The organism is Streptomyces caniscabiei (assembly GCF_014930365.1).
Classification (GTDB): domain Bacteria; phylum Actinomycetota; class Actinomycetes; order Streptomycetales; family Streptomycetaceae; genus Streptomyces; species Streptomyces caniscabiei.
This window is the reverse complement of sequence record NZ_JABXWI010000011.1, coordinates 105,787-123,462: the sequence shown is the minus strand read 5'-3', so window position 1 is coordinate 123,462 and position 17,676 is coordinate 105,787. Positions and strand designations below refer to the sequence as shown.

Sequence of the window (17,676 nt, the reverse complement as noted above, 5' to 3'; positions counted from 1 at the left end):
GCCTCTGGTCGTCCTCGTCGGCCCCATGGGCGTCGGCAAGTCCACCGTCGGACGGCTGCTCGCCGAGCGGCTCGGTGTCGCCTACCGCGACACCGACGACGACATCGTGGCCGAGCAGGGCCGCGAGATCGCGGAGATCTTCGTCGACGAGGGCGAGCCCGCCTTCCGCGCCGTCGAGAAGAAGGCCGTGCACACGGCTCTCGCCGGTCACGACGGTGTCCTCGCCCTCGGCGGCGGCGCGATCCTCGACGCCGACACCCGGGCTCTGCTCGTGGGACACCGCGTCGTCTACCTGTCGATGGACGTCGAGGAGGCCGTCAAGCGCACGGGCCTCAACGCCGCCCGCCCCCTGCTGGCCGTCAATCCCCGCAAGCAGTGGCGGGAGTTGATGGAGGCCCGGCGCCACCTCTACGAGGAGGTCGCCACGGCCGTCGTCGCCACCGACGGCCGCACGCCCGAGGAAGTCACCCGAGCGGCCCTGGACGCACTGGAGTTGAAGGAAGCATGAGCGAGACAGTGACCCGTATCCAGGTCGGCGGCACGGCGGGCACCGAGCCGTACGAGGTCCTGGTGGGGCGTCAACTCCTCGGCGAGCTGGGCGGGTTGATCGGCAACCGCGTCAAGCGCGTCGCGGTGATCCACCCCGAGGCGCTGGCGGACACCGGGGAGGCGCTGCGCGCCGACCTGGCGGAGCAGGGCTTCGAGGCGGTCGCGATCCAGGTGCCGAACGCGGAGGAGGCCAAGACCGCCGAGGTCGCCGCGTACTGCTGGAAGGCCCTCGGCCAGTCCGGCTTCACCCGCACCGATGTCATCGTCGGTGTCGGCGGCGGCGCCACCACCGACCTGGCCGGCTTCGTGGCGGCGACCTGGCTGCGCGGAGTCCGCTGGATCGCCATCCCGACCACCGTCCTGGCCATGGTGGACGCGGCGGTCGGCGGCAAGACCGGCATCAACACGGCCGAGGGCAAGAACCTGGTGGGCTCGTTCCACCCGCCGGCCGGCGTGCTGTGCGACCTGGCCGCGCTCGACTCGCTGCCGGTCAACGACTACGTCTCCGGACTCGCCGAGATCATCAAGGCCGGCTTCATCGCCGACCCGGTGATCCTGGACCTCGTCGAGGCCGACCCGCAGGCCGCCCGCACCCCGGCCGGACCGCACACCTCCGAGCTGATCGAGCGGTCGATCCGGGTCAAGGCCGAGGTCGTCTCCGGCGACCTCAAGGAGTCCGGCCGCCGCGAGATCCTCAACTACGGGCACACGCTGGCCCACGCGATCGAGAAGAACGAGCGCTACCAGTGGCGGCACGGTGCGGCCGTCTCCGTGGGCATGCACTTCGCGGCCGAACTGGGCCGTCTGGCGGGCCGGTTGGACGACGCCACCGCGGACCGTCATCGCACGGTCCTCGAGTCGGTCGGGCTGCCGCTGCACTACCGCTACGACCAGTGGCCCCGGCTGCTGGAGACGATGAAGGTCGACAAGAAGTCCCGGGGCGACCTGCTGCGCTTCATCGTCCTGGACGGACTGGCCAAGCCCACCGTCCTGGAGGGACCCGACCCGGCGATCCTGCTCGCCGCCTACGGCGAAGTGGGCCAGTAACGCCCGCTCGGGCACCACTTGCCCGATTCGCCTTGTGTCCATGGCCACTTGGGCACTTCGGGCTGCCCCCGGCCGTTCACCAAACGGCGGCCGGGGACGGTACCGTTCGGTAAGGGCGGGGTCGCGAGACCCCGCTCGCCAGTGTCGATGTGACTGTACGAGACGGAGTGGCACCGGATGCAGCACGCAGTGGGAGCTCCGCTGCCGCCGCCCCATCGGCCGGGGCAGGACCCGGCGGCCCCCTGGTCGCCGACCGCGAACCACCAGGGACACCCGGCACCCCCGCATCCGGGAGCGCCGGGCGCCAACCCGCCGGGACACCCCGGTGCGGGCCACCCGGTCCCCCCGGGCTCGCACCCGGGCCCCGTGCCGCCGCCCCCGCACGCACCGGCGGCCCCGCCCACGCCCGCCGCGCCCCCCGTCTCGGCACCCCCGCCCGCCCCTCCCGGTTCGGTGCCCCCCGCGCCGGGCTTCGCCGGCGGCCCCGGGCACCCGCACCCCTCCGCCCCGCAGCAGACCGGGATGCCGAGGGACACCACCGGGCATGTGCAACTGCCCCCGGGCGGTCCCGTCACCATGCCGCCGCCCGCCACCGGCGCCCCCGACGTCACGACCACCACGCTCGCGGTGCTGCTCATCGGGCCCGCCGGGGCCGGCAAGACCAGCGTCGCCAAGTACTGGGCGGACCACCGCAGGGTGCCCACCGCGCACATCAGCCTGGACGACGTGCGCGAGTGGGTGCGCTCGGGCTTCGCGGACCCGCAGTCCGGGTGGAACGACAACTCCGAGGCGCAGTATCGTCTCGCCCGCCGCACCTGTGGCTTCTCCGCCAGGAACTTCCTGGCCAACGGCATCTCCTGCATCCTCGACGACGCTGTCTTCCCCGACCGCCCGGTCGTCGGCCTCGGCGGCTGGAAGCGCCATGTCGGTCCGGGTCTGCTGCCGGTGGTCCTCCTCCCGGGCCTGGAGATTGTCCTCGAACGCAATGCCGAGCGCTCGGGCAACCGCCGCCTGACCGACGAAGAGGTCGCCCGCATCCACGGCCGGATGGCGGGCTGGTACGGCTCGGGCCTGCCGATCATCGACAACTCCCAGCTGGACGTCCCGGCCACGGCCCGCGTCCTGGACGAGGTCCTGGCACGGTCGATCGCGAGCCCTCCGAAGTGGTAGCGGGACACGGGCGGACGGCACCGATGGCCCCGGCGGCCTGAGCCGACCCTTCAGGGGCGCGGGGAACCGCGCGAACAACCCCACCGGCGCGCACTCGGCTCACAGCCTCAAGTACGTCCTCCGTTCCCGTGGGGCGCCCCCCACTCGGCCCCGCTCGACCGGCGGCCGTCCGGCGAAGCTCATACGCTCGGCACATGTCTGAGGTCTACGCGGCCCGCCGAGCCCGGCTGAGAGAACGCTGCCAGGCCGGCGGCAGCCCCACCGCACTCGTCACCCGCCCGGCGAACGTCCGCTACCTCGCGGGAGCGGCACCGCGGGGTGCGGTGCTGCTGCTCGGGAGGGGCGAGGACGTCCTGCTCTGCGGCGCACCGCCGAGCGGCGAGATCGGCGAGGGCCGGCCCGACGACGCCGTACGCGTCCAGGTGCTGCCGCGGCCCGGCGGCGACCCGGCGGTCGCGGCCGCCGACCTCGCCACCGCCCTGGGCGCCGACTCCCTGGCCGTGGAGGAGCACCACCTCACCATGGCCCGCGGCCGAGCCATCCGCTCGGTCGCGCCCCGGCTGCGGCTGGCCGACCTCGGCGGCGCGGTCGAGCAGCTGAGAGTGATCAAGGACGAGGACGAGATCTCCTGTCTGCGGATCGGCGCGGAGATCGCCGACCAGGCGTTGGGCGAACTCCTCGAATCGATCCTCGTCGGCCGCACCGAGCGCCATCTCGCCCTGGAACTGGAGCGCCGCCTCGTCGACCACGGCGCGGACGGCCCCGCCTTCGCCACCTCCGTCGCCACCGGCCCGAACTCCGGCCGTCCCCGGCACGTCCCCACCGACCGCCGGGTCGAGGAGGGAGACTTCCTCTCCGTCTGCCTCGGCGCCACCTATCGCGGCTACCGCTGTGAGATCGGCCGTACGTTCGTGATCGGAACCTCGCCCGCCGACTGGCAGATCGAGCTGTACGACCTGGTCTTCGCAGCCCAGCGGGCCGGACGGGAGTCCCTGGTCCCCGGTGCGGCCTACCGGGCCGTGGACCGCGCGGCCCGCCAGGTCCTGGACTCCGCGGGGCACGGTGAGGGTCTCCCGGTGCTGATGGGGCACGGGGTCGGACTCGAAATCGACGAGGACCCGCAGTTGGCCCCCGCGGCCATGGGTAAACTGGACGCTTGCGTGCCGGTCACCGTCGAACCGGGGGTCCACCTCCCGGGCCGGGGCGGAGTCCGGATCGATGACACGCTCGTCGTACGCCCCGAGGCGGACGGCGGACCCGAGCTACTCACCATCACGACCAAGGAGCTGCTCGCGCTCTAGCTCATCGGCTGGGCGCGTGGCCCGGGGTCGTCCACGTCAGTCCAGGAGATTCCGCAACCGTGGCTTCCACGAACGACCTCAAGAACGGCCTGGTGCTCAAGCTCGAAGGCGGCCAGCTCTGGTCCGTCGTCGAGTTCCAGCACGTCAAGCCCGGCAAGGGCCCGGCCTTCGTGCGCACCAAGCTCAAGAACGTGCTCTCCGGCAAGGTCGTCGACAAGACGTTCAACGCCGGCGTCAAGGTCGAGACGGCCACTGTCGACAAGCGCGACATGCAGTTCTCCTACATGGACGGCGAGTACTTCGTCTTCATGGACATGGAGACCTACGACCAGCTCATGGTCGACCGCAAGGCCGTCGGCGACGCCGCCAACTTCCTGATCGAGGGCTTCACCGCCACCGTCGCGCAGCACGAGGGCGAGGTGCTCTTCGTCGAGCTGCCGGCCGCCGTCGAGCTCGTCATCCAGGAGACCGAGCCCGGCGTCCAGGGCGACCGCTCCACCGGTGGCACCAAGCCGGCGACGCTGGAGACCGGCCACCAGATCCAGGTGCCGCTCTTCATCACCACCGGCGAGAAGATCAAGGTCGACACCCGCACCAGCGACTACCTCGGCCGGGTGAACAGCTAACCGTGGCTGCCCGTAACACGGCCCGCAAGCGCGCCTTCCAGATCCTTTTCGAGGGCGACCAGCGCGGGGTCGACGTCGTGACCGTCCTCGCGGACTGGATCCGGCACGCCCACAGCGACACCCGCCAGCCGCCGGTCAGCGAGTACACCATGCAGCTGGTCGAGGGGTACGCCGAGCGTGCCAAGCGGATCGACGAGCTGATCGCGCAGTACTCGGTGGGGTGGACGCTCGACCGGATGCCGGTGGTGGACCGCAACATCCTGCGGCTCGGCGCGTACGAGCTGATCTGGGTCGACGCCACCCCGGACGCGGTGGTGCTCGACGAGATGGTGCAGCTGGCGAAGGAGTTCTCCACGGACGACTCGCCGTCGTTCGTGAACGGGCTGCTCGGTCGGTTGAAGGACCTCAAGCCTTCGCTCCGCCGGGAAGCCGAGTAAAGAGCGGGGGAGCGCCGTCGGGGTGCTGTGCGGAGTCGGCTGCGGGTGATTCGTGGCTGGTCGCGCAGTTCCCCGCGCCCCTCCGGGGGCGCTGCCGCCGCTCCTTCCGTGAGGACGTACCGAAAAACCGCCGGGGTGACCTCGAACCATCAGGTTCGAGGTCACCCCGGCGGCACGTTTCTGCTGATGTTGCCCGAGGTGTCAGTTGTCCTCGTGGGAGACCGCGCGGCGCGCGTCCGCGTCGAGGACGCCCCAGCTGATCAGCTGCTCGGTGAGGACCGAGGGGGACTGGTCGTAGATGACGGCGAGTGTGCGCAGGTCGTCCTGGCGGATCGAGAGCACCTTGCCGTTGTAGTCACCGCGCTGGGACTGGATCGTCGCCGCGTAACGCTGGAGCGGGCCCGCCTTCTCGGCCGGCACGTGCGCCAGACGCTCCAGGTCCAGGACCAGCTTCGGCGGCGGCTCGGCGGCGCCACCAGGGGTCGTACCAGGAAGCAGCTCCTGCACGGGGACCCCGTAGAAGTCCGCCAGCTCCGCGAGGCGCTGCACGGTGACGGCGCGGTCGCCGCGCTCGTACGAACCGACCACGACCGCCTTCCAGCGTCCCTGGGACTTCTCCTCGACTCCGTGGAGGGAAAGGCCCTGCTGGGTGCGGATGGCCCGGAGCTTGGCCCCGAGCTGTTTGGCGTATTCGCTGGACATATAGCTCCCCGGACGAAGGCTGGTGACTCACTGTGAGGTTACGCAGCGTGACTCTGCCCCGTCAAGCCGAATGGTCCGGACCGACTCTTCCGTGGTAACCGCGTTCTGTTGGGCCAGGGGGGTGATCAGGGGCGTTTCGAGGGCCTGCTAACGTTGACGGCGCAAATCCGACGTCCTTTAAGGTCCGTCCCGTGAGGCGGAGAAGGAGGTCCGTTTCGTATGGACACGCAAGACGCGCAGGACCTGCCCCAGAACCCGCAGTCGTCCGATGCCCGGCCCGTTCTCGAAGGCCCCGACATCGCACGCGTACTGACCCGCATCGCCCACGAGATCGTCGAACGCGCCAAGGGTGCCGACGACGTGGTGCTCCTCGGCATTCCGACCCGGGGCGTCTTCCTCGCCCAGCGGCTCGCCGCCAAGCTCGCGGAGATCACCGACCGCAAGATCCCGGTCGGCTCGCTCGACATCACCATGTACCGCGACGACCTGCGCATGCACCCGCCACGTGCGCTGGCCCGCACCGAGATCCCCGGTGACGGCATCGACGGCCGCCTGGTCGTCCTCGTCGACGACGTGCTCTTCTCCGGCCGCACGATCCGCGCGGCGCTCGACGCGCTGAACGACATCGGCCGCCCGCGCGCCGTCCAGCTCGCGGTCCTCGTCGACCGGGGCCACCGCGAACTGCCCATCCGCGCCGACTACGTCGGCAAGAACCTCCCCACGTCGCTGCGGGAGACGGTCAAGGTTCAGCTCGCCGAGGAGGACGGTCGGGACACCGTTCTGCTCGGCGCGAAGCGGACCGCCCAGCAGTAGCACGCGCGCGTGCGGCCTCGTGCCGTACGTCCCTCCGCGATGCCCCTGACTGCCCGTAATCTCCCGAACTGCCTTACGGAGCCTGAAAGATGCAGCGTCATCTCATCTCGGCCGCCGACCTCACCCGTGACGACGCCGTCCTGATCCTCGACACCGCCGAGGAGATGGCCCGGGTCGCCGACCGGCCGATCAAGAAACTGCCGACCCTGCGCGGCCGCACGATCGTCAACCTCTTCTTCGAGGACTCCACCCGCACCCGGATCTCCTTCGAGGCCGCCGAGAAGCGCCTCTCGGCGGACGTCATCAACTTCACCGCCAAGGGGTCCAGCGTCTCGAAGGGCGAGTCTCTGAAGGACACCGCCCAGACGCTGGAGGCCATGGGGGTCGACGCCGTCGTCATCCGGCACGGCGCCTCGGGGGCCCCGTACCGCCTGGCGACCTCCGGCTGGATCGACGCCGCCGTGATCAACGCCGGCGACGGCACCCACCAGCACCCCACGCAGGCCCTGCTGGACGCCTTCACGATGCGCCGCCGCCTCGTCGGCCGGGACGCCGGGCTCGGGCAGGACCTGTCCGGCAAGCGGATCACGCTCGTCGGCGACGTCCTGCACAGCCGCGTCGCCCGCTCCAACGTGGACCTGCTGCACACCCTCGGCGCCGAGGTCACCCTCGTCGCCCCGCCCACCCTGGTCCCGGTCGGCGTCGAGACCTGGCCCTGCGAGGTCTCCTACGACCTCGACAGCACGCTCGCCAAGTCCGACGCGGTGATGATGCTGCGCGTCCAGCGAGAGCGGATGAACGCCGCGTTCTTCCCCACCGAGCGCGAGTACTCGCGGCGCTACGGCCTCGACGGCGACCGCATGGCGCGGATGCCCGAGCACGCCATCGTGATGCACCCCGGCCCGATGGTCCGCGGCATGGAGATCACCGCCGAGGTCGCCGACTCCGACCGCTGCACCGTCGTCGAGCAGGTCGCCAACGGCGTCTCCATCCGGATGGCCGTGCTGTACCTGCTGCTGGGCGGCAACGAGCCCGCCGTGACCCACACCCGCACCACCGAGGAGAAGTAAGTCCATGAGCAAGATCCTGATCCGTGGTGCGAAGGTGCTGGGCGGCGAGCCGCAGGACGTGCTGATCGACGGCGAGGTCATCGCCGAGGTGGGCACCGGGCTGTCGGACGAGGGCGCGGTGGTCGTCGAGGCCGAGGGCAAGGTGCTGCTGCCGGGCCTCGTCGACCTGCACACCCATCTGCGCGAGCCCGGACGCGAGGACTCCGAGACCGTGCTCACCGGCACGCGCGCCGCGGCCTCCGGCGGCTACACGGCCGTCTTCGCCATGGCCAACACCTTCCCCGTCGCCGACACCGCCGGTGTGGTCGAGCAGGTCTACCGGCTCGGCCAGGAGCACGGCTACTGCGACGTGCAGCCCATCGGCGCCGTCACCGTCGGCCTGGAGGGCAAGAAGCTCGCCGAGCTGGGCGCCATGCACGAGTCGGCGGCGGGCGTCACCGTCTTCTCCGACGACGGCAAGTGCGTCGACGACGCGGTGATCATGCGCCGGGCCCTGGAGTACGTGAAGGCCTTCGGCGGGGTCGTCGCCCAGCACGCGCAGGAGCCGCGCCTCACCGAGGGCGCCCAGATGAACGAGGGCATCGTCTCCGCCGAGCTGGGCCTCGGCGGCTGGCCGGCGGTGGCCGAGGAGTCGATCATCGCCCGGGACGTCCTGCTCGCCGAGCACGTCGGCTCCCGCGTCCACATCTGCCACCTGTCGACCGCCGGGTCCGTCGAGATCGTCCGCTGGGCCAAGTCCCGCGGCATCGACGTCACCGCCGAGGTCACCCCGCACCACCTCCTGCTCACCGACGAGCTGGTGCGCTCCTACAACCCGGTCTACAAGGTCAACCCGCCGCTGCGCACCGAGCGCGACGTGCTGGCCCTGCGCGAGGCCCTCGCCGACGGCACGATCGACATCGTCGCCACCGACCACGCCCCGCACCCGCACGAGGACAAGGACTGCGAGTGGGCCGCGGCCGCCATGGGCATGGTCGGCCTGGAGACCGCGCTGTCGGTGGTCCAGGAGACGATGGTCAGCACCGGTCTGCTCGACTGGGCGGGCGTCGCGGACCGCATGTCCGTCAAGCCCGCCAAGATCGGACAGGCGTCCGGCCATGGACGTCCCGTCTCGGCAGGTGAGCCCGCCAACCTCACGCTCGTCGACACGGCATACCGTGGGTCGGTGGATCCCGCGGGCTTCGCCTCGCGCAGCCGCAACACCCCCTACGAGGGCCGCGAGCTGCCGGGCCGTGTCACGCACACGTGGCTGCGGGGCAAGGCCACGCTCGTCGACGGGAAGCTCACGTGACACCTGTAATTCTGCTGGCCGCAGAGAAGGAATCGGCCGAGGTCACCGACTGGGCCGCGCGCATCGGCTGGGTCGTCGGACTCGCCCTCTTCGTCGCGCTCGTCTACTGGCTGATGCGCGAGGGCTGGAAGTGGCGCGGCACGCTCCAGAGCGACCTCCCGGAGCTGCCCGCCCGCCCGTCGCCCACCACCACCCTCAACGGAGGCGGCAAGCCGCCGCTGCCTGGAATGCCGGACGAGCCCGGTGAAGCCAGACTGAGCATGAGCGGCCGCTACCACGGCTCCACCACCGCCGGGCAGTGGCTCGATCGCATCGTCGCGCACGGCCTGGGCACCCGCAGCCGGGTCGAGCTGACGCTGACGGACGCGGGCCTGGACGTCGTACGCCCGGGGGCGACGGACTTCTTCGTCCCGGCCGACGCCCTGCGCGAGGCCCGGCTCGACAAGGGCATCGCCGGCAAGGTCCTCACCGAGGGCGGGCTGCTGGTCGTCACCTGGGAGCACGGCGGCAAGCTGCTCGACTCCGGATTCCGCTCCGACCGCGCGGCCGAGCACAACGAGTGGGTCGAGACCCTGAACCAGATGATCAACAAGACGGAAACGGAAGGCGCACGATGACGACCTCCACCCGGGGAGCCACCAGGGTTCCCGCCGTACTCGTCCTGGAGGACGGCCGGATGTTCCGCGGCCGTGCCTACGGGGCCGTGGGGGTGACCTTCGGCGAGGCCGTGTTCTCCACCGGGATGACCGGCTACCAGGAGACCCTCACCGACCCGTCGTACCACCGCCAGGTCGTCGTCATGACCGCCCCGCACGTCGGCAACACGGGCGTCAACGACGAGGACCCCGAGTCCAAGAAGATCTGGGTCGCCGGATACGTCGTCCGCGACCCCGCGCGCGTGCCCTCCAACTGGCGCTCCCGGCGCTCCCTGGACGACGAGCTGCGCGCCCAGGGCGTCGTCGGGATCTCCGGCATCGACACCCGCGCCCTCACCCGCCACCTCCGTGAGCGCGGCGCCATGCGCGTCGGCATCTTCTCCGGCAACGCGCTGCCCGACGAGGGCGTCATGCTCACCGAGGTCCGCGAGGCGCCCGAGATGAAGGGCGCGAACCTCTCCGCCGAGGTCGCCACCAAGGAGACGTACGTCGTCCCCGCCATCGGCACCAAGAAGTTCACCGTCGCCGCCGTCGACCTCGGCATCAAGGGCATGACCCCGCACCGGATGGCCGAGCGCGGCATCGAGGTGCACGTGCTCCCGGCCACGGCCACGGCCGAGGACGTGTACGCCGTGAACCCCGACGGCGTGTTCTTCTCCAACGGCCCCGGCGACCCCGCCACCGCCGACCACCCCGTCTCCGTCATGCGGGCGGTCCTGGAGCGCGGCACCCCGCTCTTCGGCATCTGCTTCGGCAACCAGATCCTCGGCCGCGCGCTCGGCTTCGGCACCTACAAGCTGAAGTACGGCCACCGGGGCATCAACCAGCCGGTGCAGGACCGTACGACCGGCAAGGTCGAGGTCACCGCGCACAACCACGGCTTCGCCGTCGACGCCCCGCTCGACGAGGTCTCCGACACCCCCTACGGCCGCGCCGAGGTCTCCCACGTCTGCCTCAACGACAACGTGGTGGAGGGGCTCCAACTCCTCGACCGGCCGGCTTTCAGCGTCCAGTACCACCCCGAAGCGGCAGCGGGCCCGCACGACGCCGCCTACCTGTTCGACCGCTTCGTATCCCTGATGGAGGGCCAGCGTGCCTAAGCGCACCGATATCCAGTCCGTCCTGGTCATCGGCTCCGGCCCGATCGTCATCGGCCAGGCCGCCGAGTTCGACTACTCCGGCACCCAGGCGTGCCGCGTGCTCAAGGCCGAGGGCCTGCGCGTCATCCTGGTCAACTCCAACCCGGCGACGATCATGACCGACCCGGAGATCGCCGACGCCACCTACGTCGAGCCGATCACCCCGGAGTTCGTCGAGAAGATCATCGCCAAGGAGCGCCCGGACACCCTCCTGCCCACCCTCGGCGGTCAGACGGCCCTCAACACGGCCATCTCGCTGCACGAGGCCGGGACGCTGGAGAAGTACGGCGTCGAGCTGATCGGCGCCAACGTCGAGGCCATCAACAAGGGCGAGGACCGCGACCTCTTCAAGGACGTCGTCGAGGCCGTCCGCGCCAAGATCGGCCACGGCGAGTCCGCCCGGTCCGTTATCTGCCACTCCATGGAGGACGTCCTCGCCGGCGTCGAGACGCTCGGCGGCTACCCCGTCGTCGTCCGTCCCTCCTTCACCATGGGCGGCGCCGGCTCCGGCTTCGCCCACGACGAGGAGGAACTGCGCCGCATCGCCGGCCAGGGCCTGACCCTGTCTCCCACCACCGAGGTGCTCCTGGAGGAGTCCATCCTCGGCTGGAAGGAGTACGAACTGGAGCTGATGCGCGACAAGCACGACAACGTCGTGGTCGTCTGCTCCATCGAGAACTTCGACCCGATGGGCGTCCACACCGGCGACTCGATCACCGTCGCGCCCGCGATGACGCTCACCGACCGCGAGTACCAGGTGCTGCGTGACGTCGGCATCGCGATCATCCGCGAGGTCGGCGTCGACACCGGCGGCTGCAACATCCAGTTCGCGGTGAACCCCGAGGACGGCCGGGTCATCGTCATCGAGATGAACCCGCGCGTGTCACGGTCCTCGGCGCTGGCCTCCAAGGCGACCGGCTTCCCGATCGCCAAGATCGCCGCCAAGCTGGCCGTCGGCTACACGCTCGACGAGATCCCCAACGACATCACCGAGCAGACCCCGGCCTCCTTCGAGCCGACGCTCGACTACGTGGTCGTCAAGGCCCCGCGGTTCGCCTTCGAGAAGTTCCCGTCCGCCGACTCCTCCCTGACCACGACCATGAAGTCGGTCGGCGAGGCCATGGCGATCGGCCGCAACTTCACCGAGGCGCTCCAGAAGGCGCTGCGGTCGCTGGAGAAGAAGGGCAGCCAGTTCACCTTCGTCGGCGAGCCCGGCGACAAGGCCACTCTCCTCGAAGAGGCCGTCCGGCCCACCGACGGCCGCATCAACACCGTCATGCAGGCCATCCGCGCGGGTGCCACGCCGGAGGAGGTCTTCGAGTTCACCAAGATCGACCCGTGGTTCGTCGACCAGCTCTTCCTGATCAAGGAGATCGCCGACGAACTGGCCGCCGCCGAGAAGCTCGACCCCGAGCTGCTCGCCGAGGCCAAGCGGCACGGCTTCTCCGACCAGCAGATCGGCGAGATCCGGGACCTGCGCGAGGACGTGGTGCGCGAGGTCCGCCACGCGCTGGGCGTACGCCCGGTCTACAAGACGGTCGACACCTGCGCCGCCGAGTTCGCGGCGAAGACGCCGTACTTCTACTCCTCCTACGACGAGGAGTCGGAGGTCGCCCCGCGCGAGAAGCCGGCCGTGATCATCCTCGGCTCCGGCCCGAACCGCATCGGCCAGGGCATCGAGTTCGACTACTCCTGCGTCCACGCCTCCTTCGCCCTGAGCGACGCGGGCTACGAGACCGTGATGGTCAACTGCAACCCGGAGACCGTCTCCACGGACTACGACACCTCCGACCGCCTGTACTTCGAGCCGCTGACCCTCGAGGACGTGCTGGAGATCGTGCACGCCGAGTCGCTGGCCGGTCCGATCGCGGGCGTCGTCGTCCAGCTCGGCGGCCAGACCCCGCTGGGTCTGTCGCAGGCGCTCAAGGACAACGGCGTCCCGGTCGTCGGCACCCCTCCGGAGGCCATCCACGCCGCCGAGGACCGCGGCGCCTTCGGACGCGTCCTCGCCGAGGCCGGCCTCCCCGCGCCCAAGCACGGCACCGCGACCACCTTCGCCGGCGCCAAGGCCATCGCCGACGAGATCGGCTACCCGGTCCTCGTCCGCCCGTCCTACGTGCTCGGCGGACGCGGCATGGAGATCGTCTACGACGAGGCCCGCCTGGAGTCGTACATCGCCGAGTCGACCGAGATCAGCCCCTCCCGGCCGGTCCTCGTCGACCGCTTCCTCGACGACGCCATCGAGATCGACGTGGACGCCCTGTACGACGGCCACGAGCTCTACCTCGGCGGCGTGATGGAGCACATCGAGGAGGCCGGCATCCACTCCGGCGACTCGGCGTGCGCCCTGCCCCCGATCACCCTCGGCGGCTTCGACATCAAGCGCCTGCGCGCCTCCACCGAGGCCATCGCCAAGGGCGTCGGCGTGCGCGGACTGATCAACATCCAGTTCGCGATGGCCGGGGACATCCTCTACGTCCTGGAGGCCAACCCGCGTGCCTCCCGCACCGTCCCCTTCACCTCGAAGGCGACCGCGGTGCCGCTGGCGAAGGCCGCCGCCCGGATCTCGCTGGGCGCCACCATCGCCGAGCTGCGGGCGGAGGGTCTGCTTCCGGCCAACGGGGACGGCGGTGAGCTGCCGCTCGACGCGCCGATCTCCGTGAAGGAGGCGGTCATGCCGTGGTCGCGCTTCCGCGACATCCACGGCCGTGGCGTCGACACCATCCTCGGCCCGGAGATGCGCTCCACCGGCGAGGTCATGGGCATCGACTCCGTCTTCGGCACGGCGTACGCCAAGTCGCAGGCCGGCGCGTACGGGCCGCTGCCCACCAAGGGCCGCGCGTTCATCTCGGTCGCCAACCGCGACAAGCGATCGATGATCTTCCCGGCGCGCGAGCTGGTCGCGCACGGCTTCGAGCTGCTCGCCACGTCCGGCACCGCCGAGGTCCTCAAGCGCAACGGCATCAACGCCACCGTCGTGCGCAAGCAGTCCGAGGGCACCGGCCCGAACGGTGAGAAGACGATCGTCCAGCTCATCCACGACGGCGAGGTCGACCTCATCGTCAACACCCCCTACGGCACCGGCGGCCGTCTCGACGGCTACGACATCCGTACGGCCGCCGTGGCCCGCTCCGTGCCGTGCCTGACGACCGTGCAGGCCCTCGCGGCAGCCGTCCAGGGCATCGACGCGCTCAACCACGGTGACGTGGGCGTGCGCTCGCTCCAGGAACACGCCGAACACCTGACCGCGGCCCGCGACTAGCAGCCGAGAGGGGGACACCGGAAACGGTGTCCCCCTCTTCATGAGGACACCACCATGTACAAGCTCTTCTTCCGTCTGGTCTTCAAGCGGATGGACCCGGAGGAGGCCCACCACCTGGCCTTCCGCTGGATCCGCCTCGCCGTCCGCGTCCCCGTGCTGCGCACCTTCCTGGCGGCGGCCCTCGCGCCCCGCTACGAGGAACTGCGTACGGAGGCGTTCGGGCTGCGGATGCACGGCCCCTTCGGACTCGCCGCCGGCTTCGACAAGAACGCGGTCGCCGTCGACGGGATGTCGATGCTCGGCTTCGACCACGTCGAGATCGGAACGGTGACCGGCGAGGGCCAGCCCGGCAATCCCAAGCAGCGGCTGTTCCGCCTGGTCGCCGACCGCGCCCTGATCAACCGCATGGGCTTCAACAACGAGGGCTCGCTCGCCGTCGCCGCCCGCCTCGCCTCCCGCACGCCGGTCTTCAGGACGGTCGTCGGGGTCAACATCGGCAAGACCAAGGCCGTTCCCGAGGAGGAGGCCGCGGGGGACTACGTGAAGTCCACCCAGCGCCTCGCCCCGTACGCCGACTACCTCGTCGTGAACGTCTCCTCGCCCAACACGCCCGGCCTGCGCAACCTCCAGGCCACCGAGGCGCTGCGGCCCCTGCTGACCGCCGTCCGCGAGGCCGCCGACCGCACGGTCCGCACCCGTCGCGTGCCGCTGCTGGTGAAGATCGCGCCGGACCTCGCCGACGAGGACGTCGACGCCGTCGCCGACCTCGCCGTGGAGCTGGGCCTGGACGGGATCATCGCCACGAACACCACCGTCGCGCGCGAGGGCCTCGGACTGAAGTCCGAGCCCTCCCTCGTGAAGGAGACGGGCGGCCTCTCCGGAGCCCCGGTCAAGGACCGCTCCCTCGCCGTCCTGCGCCGCCTCTACGCGCGCGTGGGCGACCGGATCACCCTGGTGGGCGTCGGCGGCATCGAGAACGCCGAGGACGCCTGGCAGCGCATCCTGGCGGGCGCCACCCTGATCCAGGGCTACAGCGCCTTCGTCTACGAGGGGCCCTTCTGGTCGCGCGCCCTCCACAAGGGCCTCGCGGCCCGCCTGCGCACGAGCCCCTACGCCACCCTCGCCGACGCGGTCGGCGCCGATGTGAGGAAGACGGTATGACCGAGCCCTTCGGCGCCCGCCTGCGCCGAGCCATGGACGAACGCGGGCCGCTCTGCGTCGGCATCGACCCGCACGCCTCCCTGCTCGCCGACTGGGGCCTGAACGACGACGTCGCGGGCCTGGAGCAGTTCAGCCGCACGGTCGTCGAGGCGCTGGCCGACCGGGTGGCCGTGCTCAAGCCGCAGAGCGCGTTCTTCGAGCGCTTCGGGTCGCGCGGCATCGCCGTCCTGGAGAAGTCCGTCGCGGAGGCGCGGGCGGCCGGCGCGCTGGTCGTCATGGACGCCAAGCGCGGCGACATCGGCTCCACCATGGCCGCGTACGCCGAGACCTTCCTGCACAAGGACGCGCCCCTGTTCTCGGACGCGCTGACGGTCTCGCCCTACCTGGGCTACGGCTCGCTGAAGCCCGCCGTGGACCTGGCGCGCGAGAACGGGGCCGGACTGTTCGTGCTGGCGCTCACCTCCAACCCGGAGGGCGGCGAGGTGCAGCACGCGGTGCGCGGCGACGGGCGGAACGTCGGCGCGACCGTGCTGGCGCACCTGGCGGCCGAGAACGCCGGAGAGGAGCCCCTGGGGTCCTTCGGCGCCGTCGTCGGCGCCACGCTCGGTGACCTCTCGTCGTACGAGCTGAACATCAACGGACCTCTCCTCGCGCCGGGGATCGGTGCCCAGGGCGCCACACCGGCCGATCTTCCGGCGGTCTTCGGGAGCGCTGTGCGTCAGGTGGTCCCGAACGTCAGCCGAGGTGTCCTTCGTCACGGTCCCGACATCGTCGCGCTGCGTGACGCCTCGGTTCGTTTCGCGGACGAGATCCGCTCCGCGACCGCGACCGTCCGAGACCTCCGATGAGTGCCGGGGGGCAGTTCCCGGACGACTTGAGTCTGAATACATTCTCAAATCCGGGGCATTATGCGGCTTATGTCCGAGTCCATGGAGGCTGACCAGGACTTTTCCGCTGTTCTCGCTGACTCCGGCGGACTTGGCCGCTAGTCTCCGAGCAGGGTCAACGGGCAAGCGTGTTGCTCGTGGCACCCCAGGTGAGGGGCGACTAGGTTCCTCACCGGTCCGTATCCGACAGTTCGACATCCGAGGTGACGTAGGCGTGGCTCTTCCGCCCCTTACCCCTGAACAGCGCGCAGCCGCGCTCGAAAAGGCCGCCGCGGCTCGCCGGGAGCGGGCCGAGGTCAAGAATCGACTCAAGCACTCCGGCGCCTCCCTGCACGAGGTCATCAAGCAGGGCCAGGAGAACGACGTCATCGGCAAGATGAAGGTCTCCGCCCTGCTCGAGTCCCTGCCGGGCGTGGGCAAGGTCCGCGCCAAGCAGATCATGGAGCGTCTGGGTATCTCCGAGAGTCGTCGTGTACGCGGCCTCGGTTCCAACCAGATCGCCTCCCTGGAGCGTGAGTTCGGCAGCACCGGTTCCTGATCCCGCCTCCTGACGGGAAGGGAGTCCCGGGCACTCCGGGATTGCTGGAATAATCGCTGCATGGCTGCAACATTCCGGGGGACGACCCCCGAGCCCCCGGACGTACGTCCGCGGCTGACCGTGCTCTCCGGCCCCTCCGGGGTCGGCAAGAGCACGGTCGTCGCCCATATGCGCAAGGCGCACCCCGAGGTCTGGCTCTCGGTGTCGGCGACGACCCGTAAGCCGCGCCCCGGCGAGCAGCACGGAGTCCACTACTTCTTCGTCACCGACGACGAGATGGACAAGCTGATCGCCAACGGTGAACTGCTGGAGTGGGCCGAGTTCGCCGGCAACCGCTACGGCACCCCCCGGGCCGCCGTGCTCGAACGCCTGGAGCGGGGCGAGCCGGTCCTGCTGGAGATCGACCTCCAGGGCGCGCGGCAGGTCCGCGAGTCCATGCCGGACGCCCAGCTGGTCTTCCTGGCGCCTCCCTCCTGGGAGGAGCTGGTGCGCAGGCTCACCGGTCGGGGCACCGAGCCGCCCGACGTGATCGAACGCCGCCTGGAGGCGGCCAAGATCGAGCTGGCGGCCGAGCCGGAGTTCGACGTCACCCTGGTCAACACCTCCGTCGAGGACGTGGCCCGCGAGCTGCTAGCCTTGATGGATGTTGTGTGATCACGGGTTCTGTCCTTTTTCTGTGATCACGACCGATCTTTTCCCATCCATCGGAAGGTAGAGCGTGTCCTCTTCCATCTCCGCGCCCGAGGGCATCATCAACCCGCCGATCGACGAGCTCCTCGAGGCCACCGACTCGAAGTACAGCCTCGTGATCTACGCGGCCAAGCGTGCTCGCCAGATCAACGCGTACTACTCGCAGCTCGGCGAGGGTCTCCTCGAATACGTCGGTCCGCTCGTCGACACCCACGTGCACGAGAAGCCGCTCTCGATCGCCCTGCGCGAGATCAACGCGGGTCTGCTGACCTCCGAGGCCGTCGAAGGCCCCGCGTAAGTCATATCGGCAGATCGCAGTAGGTTTTTCCACAGGCCC

At 70.4% G+C, this 17,676-nt stretch carries 18 protein-coding genes; 17 read left to right on the top strand and 1 reads right to left on the bottom strand.

Annotated features, from left to right (window positions below):
* Positions 1–25 precede the first annotated feature (25 nt).
* The 6 genes from HW837_RS28955 to nusB all read left to right on the top strand — a co-directional run bounded on the left by HW837_RS28955 (position 26) and on the right by nusB (position 5,130).
* Positions 26–508, top strand: coding sequence for a shikimate kinase (locus tag HW837_RS28955; protein WP_086800695.1), 483 nt, complete (start codon positions 26–28; stop codon positions 506–508).
* Positions 505–1,596, top strand: coding sequence for a 3-dehydroquinate synthase (gene aroB / locus HW837_RS28950; RefSeq protein WP_045557243.1), 1,092 nt, complete (start codon positions 505–507; stop codon positions 1,594–1,596). Before HW837_RS28955 ends, aroB begins: the two co-directional genes overlap by 4 nt.
* 177 nt (positions 1,597–1,773) lie before the next feature.
* Positions 1,774–2,766, top strand: a complete 993-nt coding sequence (locus HW837_RS28945) for an AAA family ATPase (RefSeq protein ID WP_064744196.1) — start codon at positions 1,774–1,776, stop codon at positions 2,764–2,766.
* Between the two features lie 194 nt (positions 2,767–2,960).
* The gene (locus HW837_RS28940) at positions 2,961–4,067 is read left to right on the top strand and encodes an aminopeptidase P family protein (RefSeq protein WP_045557245.1); all 1,107 of its coding nucleotides are present in this window, start codon (positions 2,961–2,963) and stop codon (positions 4,065–4,067) included.
* A gap of 59 nt (positions 4,068–4,126) precedes the next feature.
* Complete coding sequence (gene efp / locus HW837_RS28935) at positions 4,127–4,693, top strand: elongation factor P (protein WP_033532566.1); 567 nt, start codon at positions 4,127–4,129, stop codon at positions 4,691–4,693.
* Positions 4,694–4,695: 2 nt separating this feature from the next.
* A complete protein-coding gene (gene nusB / locus HW837_RS28930; protein WP_045557246.1) occupies positions 4,696–5,130 on the top strand; it encodes a transcription antitermination factor NusB in 435 nt (144 codons plus the stop codon).
* Positions 5,131–5,331: 201 nt separating this feature from the next.
* Here the strand turns inward: nusB and bldD are convergent, their stop codons facing one another.
* Positions 5,332–5,832 (bottom strand): transcriptional regulator BldD, encoded by a 501-nt coding sequence (bldD, locus tag HW837_RS28925; protein WP_045557247.1) that lies wholly within the window; start codon positions 5,830–5,832, stop codon positions 5,332–5,334.
* A gap of 219 nt (positions 5,833–6,051) precedes the next feature.
* Here bldD and pyrR point away from each other — a divergent pair, with 219 nt between their 5' ends.
* From pyrR to rpoZ, 11 genes are all read left to right on the top strand, one after another.
* Entirely contained in the window at positions 6,052–6,645 is a 594-nt protein-coding gene (gene pyrR, locus HW837_RS28920; protein WP_193380487.1) for a bifunctional pyr operon transcriptional regulator/uracil phosphoribosyltransferase PyrR, read from the top strand.
* A gap of 89 nt (positions 6,646–6,734) precedes the next feature.
* A complete protein-coding gene (locus tag HW837_RS28915; RefSeq protein WP_045557249.1) occupies positions 6,735–7,715 on the top strand; it encodes an aspartate carbamoyltransferase catalytic subunit in 981 nt (326 codons plus the stop codon).
* 4 nt (positions 7,716–7,719) lie between these two features.
* Positions 7,720–9,006 carry a dihydroorotase gene (locus tag HW837_RS28910; protein WP_193380488.1) on the top strand — a complete coding sequence of 429 codons (1,287 nt, stop codon included), beginning with the start codon at positions 7,720–7,722 and terminating at the stop codon, positions 9,004–9,006.
* Positions 9,003–9,623: a PH-like domain-containing protein gene (locus tag HW837_RS28905; RefSeq protein ID WP_045557251.1), complete on the top strand. Its 621-nt coding sequence runs from the start codon at positions 9,003–9,005 to the stop codon at positions 9,621–9,623. Before HW837_RS28910 ends, HW837_RS28905 begins: the two co-directional genes overlap by 4 nt.
* On the top strand, positions 9,620–10,762 hold the full coding sequence (gene carA, locus HW837_RS28900; RefSeq protein WP_045557252.1) for a glutamine-hydrolyzing carbamoyl-phosphate synthase small subunit: 1,143 nt from the start codon (positions 9,620–9,622) through the stop codon (positions 10,760–10,762). Before HW837_RS28905 ends, carA begins: the two co-directional genes overlap by 4 nt.
* Complete coding sequence (gene carB, locus HW837_RS28895; RefSeq protein ID WP_093789354.1) at positions 10,755–14,063, top strand: carbamoyl-phosphate synthase large subunit; 3,309 nt, start codon at positions 10,755–10,757, stop codon at positions 14,061–14,063. The genes carA and carB overlap by 8 nt, the downstream gene beginning before the upstream one ends.
* A 54-nt stretch (positions 14,064–14,117) precedes the next feature.
* Positions 14,118–15,224: a quinone-dependent dihydroorotate dehydrogenase gene (locus HW837_RS28890; RefSeq protein WP_193380489.1), complete on the top strand. Its 1,107-nt coding sequence runs from the start codon at positions 14,118–14,120 to the stop codon at positions 15,222–15,224.
* Positions 15,221–16,072 (top strand): orotidine-5'-phosphate decarboxylase, encoded by an 852-nt coding sequence (gene pyrF / locus HW837_RS28885; protein WP_093789353.1) that lies wholly within the window; start codon positions 15,221–15,223, stop codon positions 16,070–16,072. The genes HW837_RS28890 and pyrF overlap by 4 nt, the downstream gene beginning before the upstream one ends.
* Positions 16,073–16,325: 253 nt before the next feature.
* A complete protein-coding gene (locus tag HW837_RS28880) occupies positions 16,326–16,649 on the top strand; it encodes an integration host factor (RefSeq protein ID WP_003977346.1) in 324 nt (107 codons plus the stop codon).
* Positions 16,650–16,709: 60 nt separating this feature from the next.
* Entirely contained in the window at positions 16,710–17,303 is a 594-nt protein-coding gene (gene gmk / locus HW837_RS28875; RefSeq protein WP_028796686.1) for a guanylate kinase, read from the top strand.
* Between the two features lie 64 nt (positions 17,304–17,367).
* Positions 17,368–17,637, top strand: a complete 270-nt coding sequence (rpoZ, locus tag HW837_RS28870) for a DNA-directed RNA polymerase subunit omega (protein WP_005485492.1) — start codon at positions 17,368–17,370, stop codon at positions 17,635–17,637.
* Positions 17,638–17,676: the final 39 nt, after the last annotated feature.

What these genes read in the sequence shown, in the direction of transcription:
- HW837_RS28945 (WP_064744196.1), top strand. Translation starts at nt 1,774, where the DNA reads ATGCAGCACGCAGTGGGAGCTCCGCTGCCGCCGCCCCATCGGCCGGGG.
- HW837_RS28915 (WP_045557249.1), top strand. Translation starts at nt 6,735, where the DNA reads ATGCAGCGTCATCTCATCTCGGCCGCCGACCTCACCCGTGACGACGCC.
- HW837_RS28910 (WP_193380488.1), top strand. Translation starts at nt 7,720, where the DNA reads ATGAGCAAGATCCTGATCCGTGGTGCGAAGGTGCTGGGCGGCGAGCCG.
- pyrR (WP_193380487.1), top strand. Translation starts at nt 6,052, where the DNA reads ATGGACACGCAAGACGCGCAGGACCTGCCCCAGAACCCGCAGTCGTCC.
- pyrF (WP_093789353.1), top strand. Translation starts at nt 15,221, where the DNA reads ATGACCGAGCCCTTCGGCGCCCGCCTGCGCCGAGCCATGGACGAACGC.
- HW837_RS28955 (WP_086800695.1), top strand. Translation starts at nt 26, where the DNA reads ATGGGCGTCGGCAAGTCCACCGTCGGACGGCTGCTCGCCGAGCGGCTC.
- bldD (WP_045557247.1), bottom strand. Translation starts at nt 5,832, where the DNA reads ATGTCCAGCGAATACGCCAAACAGCTCGGGGCCAAGCTCCGGGCCATC.
- carA (WP_045557252.1), top strand. Translation starts at nt 9,620, where the DNA reads ATGACGACCTCCACCCGGGGAGCCACCAGGGTTCCCGCCGTACTCGTC.
- gmk (WP_028796686.1), top strand. Translation starts at nt 16,710, where the DNA reads ATGGCTGCAACATTCCGGGGGACGACCCCCGAGCCCCCGGACGTACGT.
- HW837_RS28890 (WP_193380489.1), top strand. Translation starts at nt 14,118, where the DNA reads ATGTACAAGCTCTTCTTCCGTCTGGTCTTCAAGCGGATGGACCCGGAG.
- HW837_RS28940 (WP_045557245.1), top strand. Translation starts at nt 2,961, where the DNA reads ATGTCTGAGGTCTACGCGGCCCGCCGAGCCCGGCTGAGAGAACGCTGC.
- aroB (WP_045557243.1), top strand. Translation starts at nt 505, where the DNA reads ATGAGCGAGACAGTGACCCGTATCCAGGTCGGCGGCACGGCGGGCACC.